This is a genomic window from Roseibium sp. JB4-4 (genome assembly GCF_055693425.1).
Map to the genome: position 1 here is coordinate 5,419,241 of NZ_CM146333.1, position 20,812 is coordinate 5,440,052.

Annotated in this window: 19 protein-coding genes; 5 read left to right on the forward strand and 14 right to left on the reverse strand. The window is 52.9% G+C overall.

The genetic code is table 11. The features are described 5' to 3' along the window. Positions 1-74: 74 nt before the first annotated feature. The 3 genes from ACZ1HV_RS25520 to ACZ1HV_RS25530 are packed head-to-tail and all read right to left on the reverse strand — an operon-like array spanning position 75 to position 2,036. Positions 75-599: a SixA phosphatase family protein gene (locus tag ACZ1HV_RS25520; protein ID WP_472716707.1), complete on the reverse strand. Its 525-nt coding sequence runs from the start codon at positions 597-599 to the stop codon at positions 75-77. A 39-nt stretch (positions 600-638) separates the two neighbouring features. Next, entirely contained in the window at positions 639-1,178 is a 540-nt protein-coding gene (locus tag ACZ1HV_RS25525; protein WP_472716708.1) for a hypothetical protein, read from the reverse strand. Between the two features lie 12 nt (positions 1,179-1,190). Then, the gene (locus ACZ1HV_RS25530; RefSeq protein ID WP_298819416.1) at positions 1,191-2,036 is read right to left on the reverse strand and encodes an AAA family ATPase; all 846 of its coding nucleotides are present in this window, start codon (positions 2,034-2,036) and stop codon (positions 1,191-1,193) included. Positions 2,037-2,349: 313 nt separating this feature from the next. On the opposite strand from ACZ1HV_RS25530, the gene ACZ1HV_RS25535 reads away from it, so the two are divergent. The 3 genes from ACZ1HV_RS25535 (at position 2,350) to ACZ1HV_RS25545 (ending at position 7,207) form a co-directional block, all read left to right on the forward strand. Further along, positions 2,350-3,732, forward strand: coding sequence for a flagellar hook protein FlgE (locus ACZ1HV_RS25535; protein ID WP_298819418.1), 1,383 nt, complete (start codon positions 2,350-2,352; stop codon positions 3,730-3,732). A 74-nt stretch (positions 3,733-3,806) separates the two neighbouring features. Beyond that, positions 3,807-5,660 (forward strand): flagellar hook-associated protein FlgK, encoded by a 1,854-nt coding sequence (gene flgK, locus ACZ1HV_RS25540; protein ID WP_298819421.1) that lies wholly within the window; start codon positions 3,807-3,809, stop codon positions 5,658-5,660. Positions 5,661-5,671: 11 nt separating this feature from the next. Then, entirely contained in the window at positions 5,672-7,207 is a 1,536-nt protein-coding gene (locus tag ACZ1HV_RS25545; protein ID WP_298819423.1) for a flagellar protein, read from the forward strand. 99 nt (positions 7,208-7,306) lie between these two features. Here ACZ1HV_RS25545 and ACZ1HV_RS25550 read toward each other — a convergent pair whose 3' ends face one another. The 10 genes from ACZ1HV_RS25550 to ACZ1HV_RS25595 all read right to left on the reverse strand — a co-directional run bounded on the left by ACZ1HV_RS25550 (position 7,307) and on the right by ACZ1HV_RS25595 (position 17,202). Beyond that, positions 7,307-7,600, reverse strand: a complete 294-nt coding sequence (locus tag ACZ1HV_RS25550; protein ID WP_472716709.1) for a flagellar biosynthesis regulator FlaF — start codon at positions 7,598-7,600, stop codon at positions 7,307-7,309. Further along, on the reverse strand, positions 7,600-8,058 hold the full coding sequence (gene flbT / locus ACZ1HV_RS25555) for a flagellar biosynthesis repressor FlbT (RefSeq protein WP_472716710.1): 459 nt from the start codon (positions 8,056-8,058) through the stop codon (positions 7,600-7,602). The genes ACZ1HV_RS25550 and flbT overlap by 1 nt, the downstream gene beginning before the upstream one ends. Before the next feature lie 91 nt (positions 8,059-8,149). Then, positions 8,150-9,643, reverse strand: a complete 1,494-nt coding sequence (locus tag ACZ1HV_RS25560; protein WP_472716711.1) for a flagellin N-terminal helical domain-containing protein — start codon at positions 9,641-9,643, stop codon at positions 8,150-8,152. 289 nt (positions 9,644-9,932) lie between these two features. Next, positions 9,933-11,429: a flagellin N-terminal helical domain-containing protein gene (locus ACZ1HV_RS25565; protein WP_472716712.1), complete on the reverse strand. Its 1,497-nt coding sequence runs from the start codon at positions 11,427-11,429 to the stop codon at positions 9,933-9,935. Between the two features lie 250 nt (positions 11,430-11,679). Then, the gene (locus ACZ1HV_RS25570) at positions 11,680-12,831 is read right to left on the reverse strand and encodes a flagellin N-terminal helical domain-containing protein (protein ID WP_472716713.1); all 1,152 of its coding nucleotides are present in this window, start codon (positions 12,829-12,831) and stop codon (positions 11,680-11,682) included. A 196-nt stretch (positions 12,832-13,027) separates the two neighbouring features. Further along, complete coding sequence (locus ACZ1HV_RS25575) at positions 13,028-14,179, reverse strand: flagellin N-terminal helical domain-containing protein (RefSeq protein WP_472716714.1); 1,152 nt, start codon at positions 14,177-14,179, stop codon at positions 13,028-13,030. A 419-nt stretch (positions 14,180-14,598) separates the two neighbouring features. After that, positions 14,599-14,991, reverse strand: a complete 393-nt coding sequence (locus tag ACZ1HV_RS25580) for a hypothetical protein (protein ID WP_298819437.1) — start codon at positions 14,989-14,991, stop codon at positions 14,599-14,601. Positions 14,992-15,257: 266 nt separating this feature from the next. Further along, positions 15,258-15,752: a flagellar protein FlgN gene (locus tag ACZ1HV_RS25585; protein ID WP_298819440.1), complete on the reverse strand. Its 495-nt coding sequence runs from the start codon at positions 15,750-15,752 to the stop codon at positions 15,258-15,260. Then, positions 15,749-16,057, reverse strand: coding sequence for a rod-binding protein (locus tag ACZ1HV_RS25590; RefSeq protein WP_298819442.1), 309 nt, complete (start codon positions 16,055-16,057; stop codon positions 15,749-15,751). The genes ACZ1HV_RS25585 and ACZ1HV_RS25590 overlap by 4 nt, the downstream gene beginning before the upstream one ends. Before the next feature lie 2 nt (positions 16,058-16,059). Beyond that, positions 16,060-17,202: a flagellar basal body P-ring protein FlgI gene (locus ACZ1HV_RS25595; RefSeq protein WP_298819445.1), complete on the reverse strand. Its 1,143-nt coding sequence runs from the start codon at positions 17,200-17,202 to the stop codon at positions 16,060-16,062. A gap of 326 nt (positions 17,203-17,528) precedes the next feature. Here ACZ1HV_RS25595 and ACZ1HV_RS25600 point away from each other — a divergent pair, with 326 nt between their 5' ends. Together ACZ1HV_RS25600 and dksA are read left to right on the forward strand one after the other, a co-directional pair. After that, positions 17,529-17,948: a flagellar assembly protein FliX gene (locus ACZ1HV_RS25600; RefSeq protein WP_298819447.1), complete on the forward strand. Its 420-nt coding sequence runs from the start codon at positions 17,529-17,531 to the stop codon at positions 17,946-17,948. Between the two features lie 165 nt (positions 17,949-18,113). Further along, positions 18,114-18,530 (forward strand): RNA polymerase-binding protein DksA, encoded by a 417-nt coding sequence (gene dksA / locus ACZ1HV_RS25605; RefSeq protein WP_152500971.1) that lies wholly within the window; start codon positions 18,114-18,116, stop codon positions 18,528-18,530. A 232-nt stretch (positions 18,531-18,762) separates the two neighbouring features. Here the strand turns inward: dksA and ACZ1HV_RS25610 are convergent, their stop codons facing one another. After that, on the reverse strand, positions 18,763-20,745 hold the full coding sequence (locus ACZ1HV_RS25610) for a bifunctional 2',3'-cyclic-nucleotide 2'-phosphodiesterase/3'-nucleotidase (protein WP_472716715.1): 1,983 nt from the start codon (positions 20,743-20,745) through the stop codon (positions 18,763-18,765). Between the last annotated feature and the right edge of the window lie 67 nt (positions 20,746-20,812).

Genomic DNA, 20,812 nt, shown 5'->3' on the forward strand with positions numbered 1-20,812 from the left:
CAGCGCGTTCATGTAAGCGCGCGCAGGTGCCGGATCAACGGGAATTCACTTGGAAAAGAACCTCAAGCGGTAACCTAGTCCGGTTCGTCCTTGAGGTCTCTCGGTTTGACAAATCGTTCCAGGTGACCGGTTTTGGGGCTCAATTCTGACCAGTCGGCGATGTCAAAATCCAGAACAGCCAACGCTGCTGTTGGGTATTTCTCTTCAAGATCAGCCAGGGCTTCTGGCGCTGCCGTGCCGGTCAGACTGAGGGCTGTGTCTTCGGTGGCCGGATTATGACCGATCACCATCAGGTTTTGTGCTCTTCCACCATACCGGCGTATCAGCGGTGCATAGTCGTCTTCACCTTGCCGATAGAGATCCGAGATCAGGTGGATCTGCGCTTCCTGCGGCAAAAACTGCAGGACACGGGAGAGTGTTTCACGAGTGCGCTGCGAGGTTGAGCACATGATCTGATTTGGCAAAAGGCCGTTTTGCTGAAGATAGCGGCCCATTTTCATGGCTGCTGCCTTCCCGCGGCTGTTCAATGGACGATCAATATCCATTAGATCAACGCCGCCCCAGTCTGACTTTGCATGTCTGAGAAGAAGTAGCCGCATGACGCTTCCAGTTGTTGTGTTGCCGGGTCGGGTCGCGTGTCAGTTCTGATCGGCCAGCGCGCTTGTGAAGATTGCGATGGCCGGTCCGACTTCGGCTTCTTGAGTCGGCAGTGTATAGGAAAGCCAGAGCGTATAGTCAGCGTCGGTCCCGGAAAAATACCACAAAGTTTCGCAGAGACTTGTCGGCGTCCAGTTGCGGGTTCTGAATGAAATGCCGGTAGAGGCCGCCCCGCTCAATGTAATTGGCTCAAAACCAGCTGCCTTGTAGCTTCTGGAAAAAGTTAGTGCTTCCCGGCGGCCGGTGCCTTGAGTGTGTTTGCGCAACACGGCGGTGATGCCGTCACGGCCGGTATAGATACAGCTGGCCTGACTGACGGCATCTCCTTCCATGACCTTGATACGAGAGAACGCTCCGATCGTGTCAGGACAACGCAAACCGGTGAAATGACGAAGTCCACTGACATCGCTCTGCCATCCGGCATCCTTCTCCGGTGGAACCTGCGCCCCGGCCGATCCCATTGTCACAGCGATTGACAGAACTAGGCCTGAAACCAGGTGCAGGATTGAAGGCCATTTCACCAAAAAGCTCTCCTAGGATCGTTCGCGCCGTGCCATGAAGGCAAGACGTTCGAATAGATGCACGTCCTGTTCGTTTTTCAAGAGTGCGCCGTGCAACGGTGGTATCAGTTTGGAGCTATCTTGTTGACGAAGGGTTTCCGGGTCAATGTCTTCGTTTAACAGCAACTTGATCCAGTCGATCAGTTCAGAAGTGGACGGCTTTTTCTTTAGTCCCGGCACGTCGCGCACATCATAAAAGAGCCGCAAGGCTTCAGACAACAAGCGCTGCTTGATGCCTGGAAAATGAACCTCGACGATGTCGGTCATGGTTTCGGCGTCCGGAAACTTGATGAAATGGAAAAAGCACCGGCGAAGAAAGGCATCCGGCAGGTCCTTTTCATTGTTGGAAGTGATGATGACCACCGGACGCTGTTCGGCGCGAACCGTTTCGCCTGTCTCATAAACGTGGAATTCCATCCGATCGAGTTCCAGGAGCAGATCGTTCGGGAATTCTATATCTGCTTTGTCGACCTCGTCGATCAGCAGCACGGGTCTTTCAGGCGCCTCGAAGGCATCCCAGAGTTTGCCTCTTCGAATGTAGTTGTTGATGTCCTTGACCCGTTCATCCCCAAGTTGGCTGTCGCGCAATCGGGACACTGCATCGTATTCATAAAGTCCCTGTTGTGCCTTGGTCGTCGATTTGACGTGCCATTCTATCAAGGGCGTGTTGAGACTTGCCGCCACTTGCTGTGCGAGGACGGTTTTGCCGGTTCCCGGTTCACCTTTGACCAGGAGCGGTCGCTCAAGTGCGATCGCAGCGTTGACTGCGATCCTCAGATCCTCGGTTGCGACGTAATTATCAGTTCCCTCAAAGCGCATTTGGTCGTCCATTAAACTTGAAATTCCGGCGAAAGTGACAGGACGTAGAGCAGGACGCAAGCCCGCAAAAAGAATGCAACAATCCTCGGCTTCATGCGGACAGACTTGCCCATTGCAGGGGGAAGAAATTGCCTTCCTGTCCATTCCTTGCCGATGTGGCTGACTGCTGTGAATGCAGCTAATTCCATTTAAATTATTGAAAAGTATAGTTTTTTATTCTGTTTTGGTGAATTGGCACGTCCCTTGCGGGTATGTGGCGGATTATGGGCGCAAGCCCGCGTCAGCAGTGCCCAAGCTATCAAGAGGACCGAATATGGGTATTTATGGGGCTATTAACTCAGCCGTTTCTGGACTGGCTGCGCAGGCGACGGCACTGGAAAATATTTCCGGTAACGTTGCCAACTCGCAGACCACCGGCTTCAAGCGGCTGGATACTACCTTCTCCGATCTTGTGTCCGGTGGCGGAGCCACGCAGGCTGCGCAGGTTTCGGGTACGACCTTTGCCACATCGCGCGCAACCAATACGGTGCAGGGCGACATCACGTCTGTTGATGTGGATACCTACATGGCAATCAACGGCGAAGGATACTTCGTTGTGACGCAGGCGTCAGATGTTGTCGATGGATCGACTACCTTCGCCGATGAGACCTATTACACCCGTGCGGGAGACTTCGAGCGGGACAAGGAAGGCTACCTGATCAATGCGTCGGGCTACTACCTTCAGGGTTTCCCGCTTGACCCGGACACGGGCAATGCCATTGGCGACAATCCAACTGTTGTCCGGATCGAGAACCAGCCGCTCGCTGCATCTGCGACAACCACCGTCGAATACCAGGCCAACCTGCCGCGCATTCCCGATACGACCGATTATGATGGCACCACTGATGCCTCTGCCCTTCTGGACGCGGGTGTCGGTACCGGCGATGTTGCCGTTGCAGATGAGCAAGACTTTCTTGATAGTTCTGTTTCTGGCGGGTCGATTACCATTTACAATGAAAATGGTACTGCGATGAATGTCGAAGTTCGCTACGCAAAAACGGCGAACTACAACTCAACCGGTCCAGTCTATGATGAGTGGACAATGTATATCGGCTCCGGTGGTGATGCGACCAACGCCTGGTACGATGTTGGTGATGTCACCTTCGATACGACAGGTGAGTTGAACGGTATGACGGCCGGCTCTATCGGCGCAGTCAACGGTACCGGTGATGGCTTCACGATTGCGTCTCTTGATATCGGCGGGACGACGGCGGCGAATGTTGAGTTCTCCTTCTCAAATGGGTCCTTGACGCAATACTCAGACCCCGATGGAGCGACGAGCTCTGTATCCCTCGATCAGGACGGTTATCCTGCCGGTGAATTGACCGGTGTTGCCGTCGACGAATCCGGCCGTGTTATCGCCAGTTACTCCAACAGTCAGCAACGGGCTGTCTATGAAATCCCACTGGCGACTTTCGAGGCTGAGCAAAACCTGCGACGCGTCGATGGTGCAGGCTTTGCCGCCACAACGTCCTCAGGTGAGGCGGACTTAACTGGCGGTGGTCAGATCCTGGCCAAAAAGCTCGAACTCTCCAATGCCGACATTGCGGATGAATTCTCGAAGCTGATCGTTACTCAGCAGGCCTACTCGGCAAATTCGCGGATTGTGACATCTGCGGACGAGATGCTGGACAGCGCGCTCAACATGGTCCGGTAAGACCATCAACGCCGGCGGGATTACCCGCCGGCTTTTCTGGCTAAATCGCAGCGTTTAACGAAGGAGAAGCCGCCATGGGTCTGATGAGTGCCATGAATACCGCGGTCTTCGGGATTCAATACAACCAGCGCCAGCTGGATGTCACGGCAACCAACATCGCTAACGCGGATACGGCCGGGTACTCCAAGAAAACGATTTCGGCTGAGGTCTATTTCGATGGTCTTGGCAACGTTGCGGGCATGAATGCGACAGAAGTGCGTCGGGTCGTGAACGAATACGTTCAGGCCGACTACTTCAAATCGCTTTCGGATACGAACTACGCCAAACAAATCAACGATTTCACCGATCGGCTCGACGATATCTTCGGCACGATCAATGACAGCAGCAGTCTGACATCTCTTGCCGGGCAATTGTCTTCTGCATTGTCTGTCCTGATCAATGATCCGGGAAACTTTGCGGCCCAGAGCGACGTTGTATCGATTGCAGATTCCTTCGCAAGACAACTCAACAGCTCATATGAACGCATTGACGATCTGCGTCAGGAGGCCGACAGCGCACTCGCGGCGCAAACCGATACAGTCAATGGGCTTTTGAATAGCATCGAAGATATCGACGATGCCATTCGTGATGCCTATCAGTCCGGGATTTCGACCGCTGACATGGAAGATGAGCGGGATCGGTTGGTCGAGCAGCTTTCAGGTTACCTTGATGTCAATGTCTCCAAGGGTGCAAATGAGACGTTGTTCATCCAAACAGCCGATGGGCAACAGCTCTATGCGGACAACCAAGCCTCCACGCTGAGCTTCACACCCTCCCACATCCTGCGGCCCGGACAAGCCGGCAACACGGTTATGGTTACGACGCCCGGCGGTACGTCGTATGATCTGATCGCGGCCTCGAATTCCGGCGTCATGGTCGCGACTGCGGAACTGCGGGACGACATACTTGTCGAAGCCCAGGCGCAGCTTGATACTATCGCCGCAGAAATGTCTCTGGCTTTTTCCAACGTTACAGTTGAGAGCAGCGACGTCACCGTCGGGTTGGACAGCGGTTTTGACCTGGATGTTTCAGCGCTGCAGTCAGGCAATACAATCACGCTGGAATATACGGACACTGGTGGAAATGCTCAGACAGTGACGTTGGTTGCCGTTGAAGATGCTTCGCTGTTGCCGCTCGACAATTCAGCAACCGCAAATCCGAATGACACTGTATTCGGGATCGACATTTCGAGCGGGACGCCGTCCACCTATATCACCAACATCGTCGCCGCGCTTGGCAGTACAGGCTTGTTGGTCAGTAACAACGGTTCCGACGAATTGCGCGTTCTTGGCGACAACACCGGACCAACCAGTGTGGAAAGCCTGAACGCCAATGTGACTGTGACAGCCAATAGCGATCAAGGCCTTGGGCTGGCGATCTTTGTCGATAGCCGGGATTCACCCGTTGAATTCACCGACGCGTTGGAAGACGGCGGTCAAAGGCTTTCCTATGCGAACAGCATCGCAATCAATCCAGATCTCTTGGCTGACAGTGCGCTGCTGGTCAACTACCAGACGACCCCGCCGGCAAATACCGCCAATGATCCGGCGCGGGCCCAGTTTCTCGCCAACGCCTTGACGTCTTCATCGACCTATTTCGATCCTGGCACTGGCATCGGTAGCGGCTCTACCCCCTTCCAGGGCAGCATCATAGATTTCGTCAATCAGACAGTTTCATACCAGGGAAACCAGGCTGAAGACGCGGCGACGTATGCAAAGTCAAAAGAGACGCTGACCATGAATCTCGCGATCCGCTATGAAGAGAGCTATGCGGTCGATCTGGATACAGAACTGGCCTTCATGGTTCAGCTGGAAAACGCCTACGCGGCCAACGCCCGCGTGATGCAAACCATCAACGAGCTCTTCGATGAGCTTCTGAACATCGTCTAAGGTTTAGTGTAATGCCTGTCTCGTCCATTACCACGTCACGGACCTATCTGACCCAGCAGCTGGGTGCGCTGAATGACAAGCTCGCGGAAAAGACAACGCAGCTTGCGAGCGGCAAGGTGGGATCGACCTACGGAGAAATCGGTGACCGGCGATTGCTCGACATCGAGTTGACCCAGAAAGTCAGCATGATCGAGACCTACCAGCAGACAATCACGATCGCGAACCTTCATCTTGAAACGGCGACGATGTCGCTGGAACGGCTCGAAGATATCCGACGCGATGCCAAATCGGCGCTCGATACCAACGACTTCGTCATTCAGGATGATGGGCAGACGCAGACGCAGTCTCGCGCCGAGCTGCTGTTGAGCGAGACCCTGAATATTCTGAATACCGAGATCGCTGGCTACTATGTGTTCGGAGGCACGGACGCCGTCAACGATCCCGTCGCCCCGCTCGAAGACATCTTGAACGGGTCGGGGTCGCTGTCAGGATTGCGCGATTACATGGACGAGTTTGCGTCGGCCAATCTTGGATCTGCCAATACCGGCAGAACAACGACGTCAGCTTTGACCACGAATTATGCCGGCCTGGTGCCAACCGACTCCACCTTCACGATCGCCGAGGACGGAGCGCACGACTTCGGATTTGATATTGCCTCGGTGGCGTCCACACTTTCCAATGTCACTGTGACCGGTCCGCTGGCAGCCGACCCGGACAGTTTTGACGTCCAGTTCACCGGTCAACCGGCGCTTGGTGAGACTATTTCCGTAGAACTGAGCCTGCCGCCCGATCACACCGACACAATCACCATTGAATTCACTGCTGCGTCAAACACGGAAGAGGAGGGGACTTTTCAGATCGGTGCCGATCTTGAAGAGACTGCCCAAAATCTGCGAGACGCACTGGCCACAGAAATCGAAGCACAGGCACAAACAACGCTTCGGGCTGTCTCGGACGAATGGGCGGCAGAAGAGTTCTTCAGCACCTATAGCGGTGAAGAGCCGCAGCGGATCGACGGCCCGCCTTATGACACGGCAACCGCACTCACCGCAGGCGGGTCGACAACAGTTGAGTGGTACACCGGGCGCAATACAACAACAACCGACCCCAGAACTGACAAGAATGCTGTGGTCGACGGCAATCTGACAGTTGAATACGGGATACGCGCAAACGAAACGCCGCTCAAGGAACTGGTGCAGTCCCTGGCCGCATTTGTTGCCGCCGATTTCTCAGGTGGAACCCAAACTGACGAAGAATACTATAACGCACTTTCTGCAAATCTTCGGACCACACTGCAACCGCCTGGCGTTGATCAATCAGGTATCGTCGACATCTCGACAGATATTGCCATCTCCTATCGAACCGCCTCCATGACCAATGACCGTCACGTCCAGATCAAAAGCAGCTATGAAGGCACGATTGCGGAGATTGAAGGTGTCGACAAGGATCAACTGGCTGCCGAGATCCTGACGTTGCAAAACAACATCGAAGTTTCCTACAGGGCATCGTCGATTGTTTTCAATCTGAGCCTGTCCGATTATCTCTGATCTGTTGTTCTGGCATAAGCTGAACAACCCAGCGGGCAGAAACAAAAAAGGGCCGGTCGCAATGAGCGCCGGCCTTTTGATGTTTCAAGGTCTAAGTCCCTACTCGGGCTGTGCTCTGAGACCTTCAGCAATGGCTCGATTGATGCTGATAAGCGTTGTGACCTTGTTGGGGTCATCTGAAGACATCACGGTCACCGTTTGCCTGAAGACAAAAACACCAAGTGATGCGATGTTGTTTTTGATATCCTGTGGCAACTGACTTTCGGCGCCAGTTGCCGAGGTTACGAGAATTGTCCAGAGCTTTCGATTATAGGTGAGCACGTCGTCCTTTTCCGCGAGGGAGGCGTCCGCCCATTCATCCTTGATCAATTGAAGCCGGGCTGCGGCTTTCATCAGCAGATCTCGCTTCCAGCTCCCTCGGTGACACTGCCACCTGGCTGGTCTTCTGATAAGCCTGCGCTGCCTGTTTGTACATGACCGATCAGCGTCCCTTCATACTCAATGAGCTTGCGTGCTTCTTTCAGTGCTTTATAGAAGGCGCCGGTTAGTATGGCGTTACTAATTCTTGTAACGTATGGAATCGTACTCGGTGCGGCCTTCACGATATCGTTGACGAGGGTGAAGTAGTTCTCCTGAATCCTCTCCAAGTCGGTAGACAGATACATCAGCTGCACGGCCAAATAGACCCGTTTGGCTGGCGTATCCGCAGTGGCCGGTGTGAGAATGTCCTTTTCTCTCAGAATGGGTGCCTGGCCTTCGATAAAAAGGCGAGTTCGCTGGTTATCATTCGTAATGACACTGTCACCGATGATAATTCGCTCGCCCGGTTTCAGCTCGACCTTGAGCGCCATTCTGTGACCTCCACACATGAGTATCGCCATGAAACGTTAACGAATTGGTTAACGACCATCACTGATACCTTAATGAAATTTACCAACTGTGTTAACCAAACAGGCTCAAAACACTCTGGTCAGCCTGGTTGGCTAGCGACAGAGCGGTCGATGAGAGCTGCTGGCGTGTTTGCAGTGCCAGCATATTAGCACCTTCTTCGTTCATGTCGGCAATGGTTAGCTCACCTGCACCGACCTCGAGCGTGTTGATGAGATTTTGGGTGAAATCGGTACGTACTTCAACAGTGGACAATGACGTACCCATGGCGCGGGCTGCCGATCTGAGTTCGTCCAACGCTGCGTTGATTGCCTGAAGCGTCCTGTCAATATCAGTATCTGTCTTGAATTCAGAAGCTGCGGCGGACAGCCCCACAGTTCCGGTCGTACTTGCGAGCGTTGTCCTGTTAAAGTCAGAATTGCTGCTGTCAATATTGAACGAGACTTCACCGATCAGACTGATACTGCCGCCAGAAAATGAAGCGTCCAAACCTTTTACATTGTCGATGAAGGTTACAAGGTCGCTGACGGTTGTCTCTGCGTCAATCTCAAGAGACGCAGGTTCAAATCCGTTTCCGTCCGTAATGGTGATCGTGTCACCAGCTTGAAACCCGCCGGAAAGAACTAGTGTGGACGTGGAGCTCAGGGCCGAAACCGATAACGTCGATGTCGTCCCACCGGTTGCGCTTCCGTCCGTAGCTGTGCCGCCTCCGGCATTGTCTTTCGAAATGGAAATCGCGTTATCAAGACCGGATGTTATCGATATTGAATCGGTGGCTTCATCAAAACTTGCGTGCGCACCATTCAAATCATTTACAGCGTCGACGTAGTCTTGAACGGTCGTAATATCGGTGCCAACAGTTAACGTCGTTGTTCCTGAACTATCGGTTATCGTGACCTGATCACCGTTCGCCCAGTCACCTAGATCGGTCAAATTTGACGAAGCCTGCAGTCCAGTCATGGCCAGTGTTGTCGAGCCGCCAAACAGGTTGAATGAAGACGTCCCGGTGCCACCTGGGTCAAGATCGTCCAAGTTAAGCCCGTCATCGAGTGATGTGTCTGTAAAATCGACTGGTTCGACTGTCAGATTGGATGTGCTGTCTTCATTGAAGATAACTTCAAGTTCATTGCCGGCACCTGCCAGAAGGTTCTTTCCCTTGTAGCTGGAGTCTCGGGCCATGTCCTCGATTTGCTCGAGGAGATCATTGTACTGACTTGTAAACTGCTTGCGCTCGTATTCGCTTGAAGTTTGAAGAGCCTGATTGGCAATCGCTTTCGCCGATTCGACAAGTTTGGTGATCGATGTGATGCCCTTGTCCGCAGCGCGAATGGTTTGAACACCCTGTCCCATATTATCCAATAGATTGGAAAGATCGCTGGCTCTGTCATTCAATGACTGTGCCGTGAAAAACGAATTGGGATTGTCGAGTGCCGTGTTGACTTTTAGCCCTGTGGCCAGGCGTGTCTGCGTGATTGATTGAAGATCGGCTGTTTGCTTGAGCGACAGGAGGTTGTCCCGGACCGCGCTTGAAAGAACAATATCAGGCATGAGACTTCACCGTTTTTCCTATTCAGTACTCTCAAAGGGGCGTTCTTGTTACTTCAAGATCAGGACGCACCCTCGTCGTAAATCTAAATGGAAAGTTAAGCGGTCATGCACTCATTAACCTGCCGTAAATAAAAGTTACCAAAAGCTTTCTTTTAACGTATTGAAAAGTCGATAGATTTTTTTGCGCTGATTTTCAGTAATCGGGAACAAAAACAAAAACGGCGGACCAGGGGCCCGCCATTTCTGATTGTCAGCTTGTGAGTCGTGCGTCTGACTGATTCTCTTTTTATTAGAAGAGAGATAGCACTGTCTGATCCGCCTGCGATGCGAAGGACAGCGATGTTGAAGCCAGCTGCTGACGGGTCTGAAGAGCCAGCAAATTCGCACCTTCTTCGTTGGTATCAGCCAAGGTCAGGAGGCCAGCACCTTCCTGCAAAGTATTGATCATCGTCTTTGTATAGTCTTGACGGATCTCAACCGTCGAAAGGTTTGTACCAAATTCTGAGGCTTGAGACCTCAGATTTGATAGTGCCGTGTTCAACCTGTCGACAACTCGGTTGATGTCATTGTCAGTGGCAAACCCGCTGTCACTGAGTGCTGAAACTGTCACGCCGGACGCATTTGCTGTGAAGCCGCTGCTGGCGAAGTCAGTATTGTCACTTGTAAGTGAAAGGTCTGTCTCTGATGTGATGTTCAACCGACCGGACCCTGAGTCGAATGATGCACTCACGCCGTTGAAATCATTCACGAAACTTTCGAGATCATCAACAGTTGTATCGGCTTCAATTTCAAGCGATCCAAGTTCAAAATCGTTGCCATCGGTCAAGGAAAGGGTGTCGCCGACTGCGAATGAACCCGTGTCTGCTAGCAAAGCAGACGTTGTTGCGAGAGCCGTTGCATCAACTGCAAATGTCGACAGCGCTGCCGAGTGTGTCGATGCATCGTCGGAGATATGAAAGTCTTCGTCGCTATAGATTGTGAGCTCGCCACTTGTGTCGTCAAATTCTGCTCGCACACCTGCGACGGAATTCAATCCGTCAACTAGATCCTGTACAGTGGCGCCGCCAGTTACTGTTGAGCCCACAACTACATTGGGAGATGCCGCAGCATCAACAAATTCAAGTGTCATGCCCGCTGTGATGACGTTCGAATCTGAGAGTGCCGAACTGGAGTTGAGGGTCGATGTACCGTCGGTAAGAGTGATCGTTTGTTTGCCACCTTGCAAGTCAAAGGAAGTCGCGCTTCCCTGACCTTCGGCCAGGTTTGAAAGGTTGAGGCCGGTCGATAGGGCCGTATCGGTATAGTCGACGGCTTCGATGGTCAGCTTGGAGGTTGCATCTTCGTTGAAGATTGTCGTCAGGTCGTTGCCGTCGCCAGCGAGCAGGTTTTTACCCTTGTAGGAGCTGTCTTTCGCAACATCTTCGATCTGCTCAAGAAGATCGTTGTACTGTTCTGAGAATGTCTTGCGCTCATACTGACTTTGGGTCTGCAATGCCTGGTTGGCTTTGGCTTTCGCGGTTTCGACCAGATCAGTGATGGTCTGAATACCTTTGTCGGCCGCCTTGATGGTCTGAAGCGATTGGCCCATATCATCAAGCAAGTTGCTCAAATCGCTGGCACGTGAGTTCAGGCCGGATGCGGTGAAGAAGGAATTTGGATTATCCAGCGCAGAATTCACTTTCAATCCAGTCGCCAGCTTGTTCTGGACGCCGGACATCATGTCTGCGGTGGATTGAAGTGTGAGAAGGTTCTGCCGCACGGCAGCTGACAGGGTGATGTCCTGCATCTGGTAATTCCCTTTCCTGGGTCACAATGTACTTCTGCTCGTCCTGAGCAGGTTGATTAGGATCATCTCCTGTTAACCCTAATCATTGGTTAATTGGATCGCATTATAGGGTTAACGGGGCGTTAACGCTTTGAAGGCGATAGCGATTTTGGAAAGGGAAGGGGAATAGGTCACCTTTTGCAAACAAGGTGCCTCAAAGCAAAAAAGGCGAGCCAAAGCCCGCCTTTTTCAGTGATTTTTTGTGTCTGACTTAGAACAGTCGAAGCACGTTCTGATCTGCCTGTGCCGCCAGAGACAGCGAAGTAGAAGCAAGAGACTGCTGAGTCTGAAGGGCCAGCAGGTTTGCACCTTCTTCGTTTGTATCCGCCAGGGTCAGTTTGCCAGCACCTTCTTCCAACGTGTTGATAAGGGCATTCGTGAAGTCCTGCCGATTCTCAACGATGGAAAGGTTGGTACCAAACGTGGAAGCCTGTGCACGTAGTGTATCTTGTGCCCGTGTGAGCGACGACAAAGTGCTTTCGATATCTGAATCGGTGGCGAATCCATTCGCAGTGGACGGCGTAACGGAAACGTCTGACTGTGCACCATCAGAAGACAAGGTGATGCCAATGTCGGCTTGGATTACAACACCTGTTCCAACGCTAGCAGATATATCGCTGTTGGAGTTGCCAATGAAGTCAGAGACGTCTTGAACTGTTGTCGATGCGGTGATTTCCAACGTGCCAAGTTCAGTGCCCGTGGAGTCAGTCAGCGTCAGCGTGTCGCCTGCCGCAAAATCATCATCCGATACAACTGTTGCATTTGCTGTCAGGGCCGCGGCACCAGCTGTACCGTTTGTCAGAGCCAGTGTAGCGGTTCCATCAGCGGCACTTGCCAAATCTGAAAGGTTCAGACCGGTTGAGGACGTGGTGTCAGTATAATCGACCGAAGAAATCGACAATGAAGACGTGCCATCCTCGTTGAAAATGACCGACAAGTCATTTCCGCTGCCTCCGAGGAGGTTTTTGCCCTTGTAGCTAGCATCCTTGGCCAGATCTTCGATCTGCGTCAGGAGTTCATTGTATTCTGCTGCAAAATCTTTGCGCTCAGACTGACTGGACGTTTGCAGAGCCTGGTTGGCTTTGGCTTTGGCAGCGTCCACGAGATCGGAGATCGCGCTAATACCTTCGTCTGCTGCTTTCAGAGTTTGAACCGACTGGCCCATGTCGTCGAGCAGAGTGGACAGATCGCTGGCACGGTTCTCAAGACCTTTTGCAGTAAAGAACGAATTCGGATTGTCCAGAGCCGAATTGACCTTCTTGCCCGTTGCAAGCTTTTCCTGCACGGAGCTCATCAGCTGAGAAGTAGACTGGAGGGCATTGAGGTTCGAGCGCACAGCGCTCGAAATAGTAATGTCTGGCATTTTGTTTCCCTTCTAGGAATACGAGAAAAGAACCCTTCCTGGGTTCGACAGACATCAAGACGCTCAACAGGGAAACAACCTGTAAAGATATATGGTTAGCGCTATTTAACCTTAATGAATAGTAAGCAAAATGAAGGCGGCGAACCGGTTGTTCGCCGCCTTGGTCAGTGTGTTTCCTTCCTGTGAAGGAGAGGGTTTAGAACAGTCGAAGCACGTTCTGGTCTGCCTGTGCCGCCAGAGACAGCGAAGTAGAAGCAAGAGTCTGCTGGGTCTGAAGGGCCAGCAGATTTGCACCTTCTTCGTTTGTATCCGCCAGGGTCAGTTTGCCAGCACCTTCTTCCAACGTGTTGATAAGGGCATTCGTGAAGTCCTGCCGATTCTCAACGATGGAAAGGTTGGTACCAAACGTGGAAGCCTGTGCACGCAGTGTATCTTGTGCCCGTGTGAGCGACGACAAAGTGCTTTCGATATCTGAATCGGTGGCGAATCCATTCGCAGTGGACGGCGTAACGGAAACGTCTGACTGTGCACCATCAGAAGACAAGGTGACGCCAATGTCGGATTGGATTACAACACCTGTTCCAACGCTAGCAGATATATCGCTGTTGGAGTTGCCAATGAAGTCAGAGACGTCTTGAACTGTTGTCGATGCGGTGATTTCCAACGTGCCAAGTTCAGTGCCCGTGGAGTCAGTCAGCGTCAGCGTGTCGCCTGCCGCAAAATCATCATCCGATACAACTGTTGCATTTGCTGTCAGGGCCGCGGCACCAGCTGTACCGTTTGTCAGAGCCAGTGTAGCGGTTCCATCAGCGGCACTTGCCAAATCTGAAAGGTTCAGACCGGTTGAGGACGTGGTGTCAGTATAATCGACCGAAGAAATCGACAGCGAAGACGATCCGTCTTCGTTAAATGTAACTGACAAATCATTTCCGCTGCCTCCGAGGAGGTTTTTGCCCTTGTAGCCAGCATCCTTGGCCAGATCTTCGATCTGCGTCAGGAGTTCATTGTATTCTGCTGCAAAATCTTTGCGCTCAGACTGACTGGACGTTTGCAGAGCCTGGTTGGCTTTGGCTTTGGCAGCGTCCACGAGATCGGAGATCGCGCTAATACCTTCGTCCGCTGCTTTCAGGTTCTGAACCGACTGGCCCATGTCGTCGAGCAGAGTGGACAGGTCGTTCGCGCGGTTTTCAAGGCCTTGCGCCGTGAAGAACGAATTCGGATTGTCCAGAGCCGAATTCACTTTTTTACCGGTTGAAAGCCGTTCCTGCACGGAGCTCATCAGCTGAGAAGTCGCCTGAAGAGAGTTGAGGTTCGTGCGCACCGCGCTAGAAATGGTGATATCACCCATCACAGAGTTCCTTCTGTAGTATTGACGCCATTCTTCCTGAATGACTGGGGAACTCTGTCAGTCAAACTTGTATTGAATCCTAAGTAATTTGGTTATCGTGTTTTAACTTTAAGTATTGGTGAAAAATAATAGTTAATATGCTTAGTTAATTCTTGGTTCTTACTTATGTTTAAGGAGGAGTAAACGGGCTGATTCATAAGAGGAATCAGTACGTTTCATTCTTAATGAGAGTGGATTGCGCGGGGCGGGTCGACGAACGGGCTTGCGGTTTCAGGACCCAGGTTATGCTGACTAGTAATGGAGCTTAGGAGCAAGTGCCGATTGTCGTTACCGTATCCAGGCATTGCTGCCGAGATTCGTATCTCTGCAAAGCTCAAGCGGCTTGACTTGAGGGCGGCGTGACGTGCGTAGCCTTGTGGCTAGGCCGTGCGCTCCAGGATCTGTGATCTTGGGGAGGGTTGCTGCTGATCCATTGTCTCTGCGTATGCGCGCAGCCTGCGAAGAGTCTCGCTCGGAACCTGGCGCACGACTTCACCTGTGTCGATGTTTGTGGCGACATAAATAAAGCTGCCGCTCTCCGGATCGGCGACGTTGCGTCTTTCGAGCCGCTGAGCCTTGTCTTCAAACAAAGAGCGCTCATTTTCATAAGTTGCGGATCGTTGACCGCCGGAAGTTTCGCTAGACGGCGTAACTGTCTCTTCTGCCGGCAATTCGGTTGCCGCAGCAGATTGGTTTCTCTCCGGAGCCCGTGTAGCCGGCGTGATCGCCGTGTAGGTCGGCGATGGCGGCCGGGCAATTCCCGTATCCAACATCTTTCCCTCCGGGTTACGAAATACAAATACCCGTTACTGTGGAAGATAACGTATGGGAATGAATCCTCCGTTAACGGAATGATTAGATTTCGAAAGACCCTTGTCTTGCAGGTTGTGGATGTTCCTGATTCGTTGCCTGGCCTGGTTGCACAATGAAAAAAGCGACAGGGATATCTTTTAGAATTGCGTCGAAACCAGAAAAGCCCTCCGAAAGAGGGCTTTGTATTTATTCGAGAATTTATGTTTCCCCGGAACGGGCAAGCGGCCTAAAGCGCCTGATTGACCGCAATTCCTCGTGCTGATTGAGGGCCTTCGGGGGCTGTGCCGGTTCGGCCATATGTGGTTGGAGCCGCAGCATTTTTAGCGCCTGCGGCCTTTGCAACTGTTGCGACCAGATTGGTGGCAACGTCCCGTGCCGTCGACAACACAGCTAGGTTTATCCTTAGAACCGGTTGAAACTCGCCGTGCTGCCTTCTCAGAGACTGAGTGGCTGCCGGGGCGAGGTTGCCAAGGGCAACGGCGTGTTCCTTGGCGGTCATCATGCCGCGTGTATATTCGTGTATCAGCCGTGCTTTGTCCGCCTGCAGCTCACCGGCTTCTTTCAGCTTCCCGGCCCTTACAAGGTCGGTTTCCATCTCGATCACCGATAGCAGTGCCTCCATTGTACCGGACAATGCCGAGCAGAAGCCTTCTGCTTCTTGAGGGCTGTTTGGCCGATCAAGGGAAAACGGGAAAGAGGTGTTGTTCGGTTGAGCTGTCATCTGGATCCCTCCTGCAGAGCAATCAATTCGCGTTCGACACTGTCGGCCAATCCAATACCGCCCGATTCAGCGATCGTGCGGGCGTATTCGTCGATCAACAGGCTTTGCCACGCATCTGCCCCATGACCTTTGCCCCAGGTCCCACCTTCGCCGAGGCCGGTGAACATGTTCTGAAGCATTGTGTTCAAGAATACCGCTTCAAATTCTTCAGCTGCCTGGCGAACTTCCGTTTTGTCGGGCGTAGCGCCGTTTTGAGGATTGTTCTGCGGTGGCAGTTGGTTCAGTGCGGAAGAAAAAAGTTCCATGATTACAGCACCTCGATATCCGCTTGCAGGGCGCCAGAGGCCTTGATTGCCTGCAGGATTGAGATCATGTCGCGAGGGCCGATGCCCAGGGCATTCAATCCGTCAACAAGTTGTTTCAACGTGACTGTTTCAGGAACGATCGCAAGTTTTGTTCCGTCCTCGTCCACACCGACCTCCGAGCGCGGCACAACTGCTGTCTGACCGTTCGCGAAGGGAAGAGGTTGAGATACTTGCGGTGATTCTGCAATCGTTACAGTCAGGTTGCCCTGAGCGACTGCAACCATCGAAACCTTCACATCCTGCCCCATCACGATAATGCCGGAGTTCTCATCGATCACGATCCGAGCTGCTAAGTCCGGTTCCACGATCAGTTGCTCGATGTCAGTAAGCAGATCGACAATATTGCCGTCATATTGACGCGGAAGATCAATGCGCACAGTCGAGGGATCCAGCGGCTCCGCCGTTGGCATGCCGATGAGTTCGTTGATGGAAAGCGCGATCCGGCGCGCCGTTGTAAGATCAGGATTTCGCAGGGCCAAACGCAGCGTGGTCAGCGACGCGAGCCTGAAATCCAACTCCCGTTCAACCAGGCCGCCATTTGCAATACGGCCAGATGTCGGCACGCCGCGAACGACGGACGCTGCATCGGCTTGCGCGGAGAAGCCTCCGATGGCGACCGAACCTTGCGCAATGGCATAGACTTCGCCATCTGCGCCGACCAGCGGCGTTACCAGGAGTGTTCCACCTTGAAGCGATTCAGAATCGCCCAGTGCACTCACATTGACGTCGATACGGGTTCCCTGCGTGGAAAAGGGCGGTAGGTTCGCCGTGACCATCACTGCGGCGACCGTGTCGGTATTCAGGTCTACGTTTCGCGTGTTAACGCCCAATCGTTCAAGCATTGCCTGCAGGCTCTGCTGAGTAAACGGCGAGTTGTTAAGCGAATCTCCGGTGCCGTTCAGGCCGACAACAAGACCGTAGCCGATCAATTGGTTTTCACGAATTCCCTCGAAGTCGGCGATATCCTTGATCCGGGAAGCTGCTGCTGCGGGTGTCAAAAGCCAGACCGTCGCCGTGCAAAGAACCGTAAACAGCAGCGCAAGCTGCGCTTTCCTTCCAGAATGTGTTTTGCCCGTCTGTCGCATAAGCTGTTTTTGATCCGTTTCGTAAACCCAGGTCAAACCTTGCGGTTCGCTTATTTGCCAATTGCGTAATGCGAGAGCCGTGCCAGTTTTCCAAGTATGTTCGGACATGGCTAATAAATGACGGGATTCTGCGCCGGATACTGGTATGTTTGTGTCAATATCCACGCAAACTTCAGGATTGAGTTGATGAAACACCTTGTGGGCCCGGCAAATATTGCCTGATGTGCAAGGACTCATTTACCCTTACCGGCAGAATCTGACAGGCTCCGGGAACGCGTAATCAACTTGGTGCCATTTGTGCCGCAAGGCGGACTGGAAAAACCAATATGCGGATTACAGGCAATAAACCGATCACAGGCGTGCAGGGCAGGGGCGCAAAAAAGCGTACTGACGCCGGCTCGGACAGCTTTGCGCCTGATTTGGGTGCAGAAGTAACCCAAAGCGCACAGACCGCGGGCGGCGCGGCTATCCAGGGGATGGATGCGTTGCTTGCCTTGCAGGAAGTCGATGCACTTTCAGAGCGACGCAGGAAAGCAGCCAAACACGGGCATCAACTGCTGGACAACCTGGAAACTCTACGAGCCGACCTTCTAGGGGGACATGTATCTGAAGACCGTCTGGAGTTGCTTTCTCGTCAAGTGTCGGACCGTCAGAACAGCGGTGATCCGCAGGTCGATTCGGTGCTGGAAGAGATCGAATTGCGAGTGAAAGTGGAACTTGCAAAGCTCGGCCGATTCCCGGACTGAAGCCCATCGGCCCAAATCGAAAATTCTCAATAAATGCGAGCAATTTGACGCAACAGATTGAAAGTTATTAACTTTTTTTAATCTGTGTTTTCGCAAATGAACCGTTGTCGACTGAGGGAACCGGCTATATATTGCGCCCGGCATAACGGTAAACCGGAGCTATCGATGACGGTTGAAATTGAGTCTGAATATCGACCCTCGGAAGACGAGCCGTTCATGAATGACAGGCAGCGTGAGTATTTTCGAAACAAGCTGCTTGCCTGGAAGGAAGAGATCCTGAAGGAGAGCAAAGAGACGCTCACAAATCTTCAGGAAGAGAGCCAGAACCACCCTGATTTTGCTGACCGTGCGTCGTCTGAAACGGATCGCTCGATTGAGCTGCGTGCCCGCGACCGTCAACGGAAACTGATTTCGAAGATCGATGACGCTTTGGAACGCATTGCGGACGGGAGTTATGGCTATTGCGAAGAGACTGGCGAACCGATTGCTATTCGGCGCCTAGAAGCTCGGCCGATTGCGACCCTGTCTATTGAGGCTCAGGAAGCGCATGAACGCCGGGAAAAAGTCTATCGCGACGACTGAATTCCGGAAAACGGCCGATCCGCCGATACACAAGGCGGATCCGAAAGACTTTCAGAACCTTCCCTATACGGGAAGGTTTTTTTGTTCTGATACCTGAAAGTCAGATCTATTACCGGTGACAACTGAAACTGCTCAACCCACCGAGAAGCTCGGACGGGCCTCGAAGCCCGCCCAAGTGGTCTGATGACATCTTGCTCAGAAACTGAGAGAGCAAACCATCAACTCTCCAATGTCAGAGTTTGATCCGATATTGTGCGAAACCGTCTGTTCCGTCACCGGCAGGCTCAATGCTGACACCTTCAACGGACCCGGCATGCTCGGTACCGCGCGGGCCGGTCTCAAACAGAACCGTGGTGTCCGGTACCGGTTTGAACGACCAGTTTGCGTCTGCGGATGGGTTGATTGTGCCTTGTTCGACGATAAAGCGTACGAGAACGTCCCGGTTGGTATCCGGTCCGACGAAAACAACAACCTCGTCACTGATGCCAGGGAAGTTCCCGCCACCGCCGGCCCGGTAGTTGTTGGTGGCGACAACGAATGTGTCGTCAAGTTTGAGCGGTTCACCATTGAATTCAATCTTGACGATGCGGTTGGCGTCCGGATTGATCAGTTCACCATTCGGGTCGTATTTCGATGGTTGGGTGAGGTCGATTTCGTAGGTGATGCCGTCAATGACGTCGAAATTGTAACTCGGAAACTCCGGATTGATCAGCGGCTGATCTTTACCGCCTTCCTCTATTTTCTGGAATATCCCTGCAGATCTTTCGAGCCATTCCTTGACCGTGCTGCCTTTGATCGCAACTGCGCGCACCGTATTCGGATAGAGATAAAGGTCCGCGACATTCTTGATCGCAACATCACCGACGGGAACATCGGTGTAATAGTCCGGACCTCCGCGACCCCCGGCCTTGAAGGGAGCTGCTGCGGAGAGGATGGGCAGGCCTTCCCACTCCGTGCCTTTCATCATCTGGTCAATGTACCAGGTCTGGGCTTGCGAAACGATCTGGACACTCGGGTCATCGGCAACGAGCGCAAAATACGAGTGAAGCGGTGCAGATGTCTTACCGACAGGGCGCCGCACATAGGCAAGGGTTGCTTCATGATCTTCCTTGACGGCGTCGAGGACATCCTGCTGGCTCTCCACCAAGGGCGTGACCTTGCGCCCTTCCTTTTCGTAGATCGGGCGTGCTTCCGTCATGAAGTTGGCGATCCGCCACCCATTGCCGTCCCGTTCGACCATCAGATCGATGACGCCAAGGTGCGAGCCCCAGAAGCCACCCATTGCGGCCGGTTTTCCGAAGAGCGTCCCTTTTTCAAAGTCGACGCCCGGGAGACCTTCGTAGTCAGGACCCGGGAAAACGCGGTGATGATGACCCGTGAAGACCGCGTCAATTCCGTCAACCGCAGCAAGGTGCAGAGACGCATTTTCCATGCCTTCGGAATAATCGGTTGCGTCAATGCCCGAGTGGGAAAGGGCAATGACAAGGTCGCAGCCCTGTTCACGCATTTCCGGAACGAATGCCTTTGCCGTGTCGACAATGTCGCGTGCGTTGGCATTTCCCTCAAGATGGCGCCTGTCCCAGTTCATGATCTGTGGGGGAACGAAGCCGATGAAACCGATCCTGATCGGGTAGGACTGACCTGAGCCGTCGGTAACTTCCTTTTCGACGATCACATAGGGTTTCAGGAACAGGTCGTCGCCACGCGCATTTGAGGCAAGTGTTGTACCCTTGACCAGGTTGGCACAGACAACCGGGAAATTTGCGCCATTCAGGACTTTCATCATGAAGTCCAGGCCATAGTTGAATTCATGGTTGCCGAGCGCAGCCGCATCAAAATCAAGGACATTCATTCCCTTGATCACCGGATGCATGTCGCCTTCGCGCATGCCGCGCTCATAGGCTACAAAATCGCCCATGGGGTTGCCTTGAAGAAAATCGCCATTGTCGACCAGGACGGAGTTGGTTGCCTCGTCGCGGATTTGCCGGATCAATGTGGCTGTTCGTGCCAGTCCTGCCGTGTCGATGGGACGGTCGCTGTAATAGTCATAGGGAAAAACATGAACGTGGAGATCTGTCGTCTCCATCAGGCGAATATGGGCAGTACCTTCCTTGGCCAGCACGGAATAAGGATGAAGTGCAGCGGAGAAGCCCGTTGCCGCTGCACCCATAAGTAATGTGCGGCGGGATAAGGATAGATCTTTGATGCTGGACATCTGGAGGCTCCTAGTCGGCTTTCAGGCCGGTCTTTTGATTCAATACGACTGATACAACGGCAGAAAC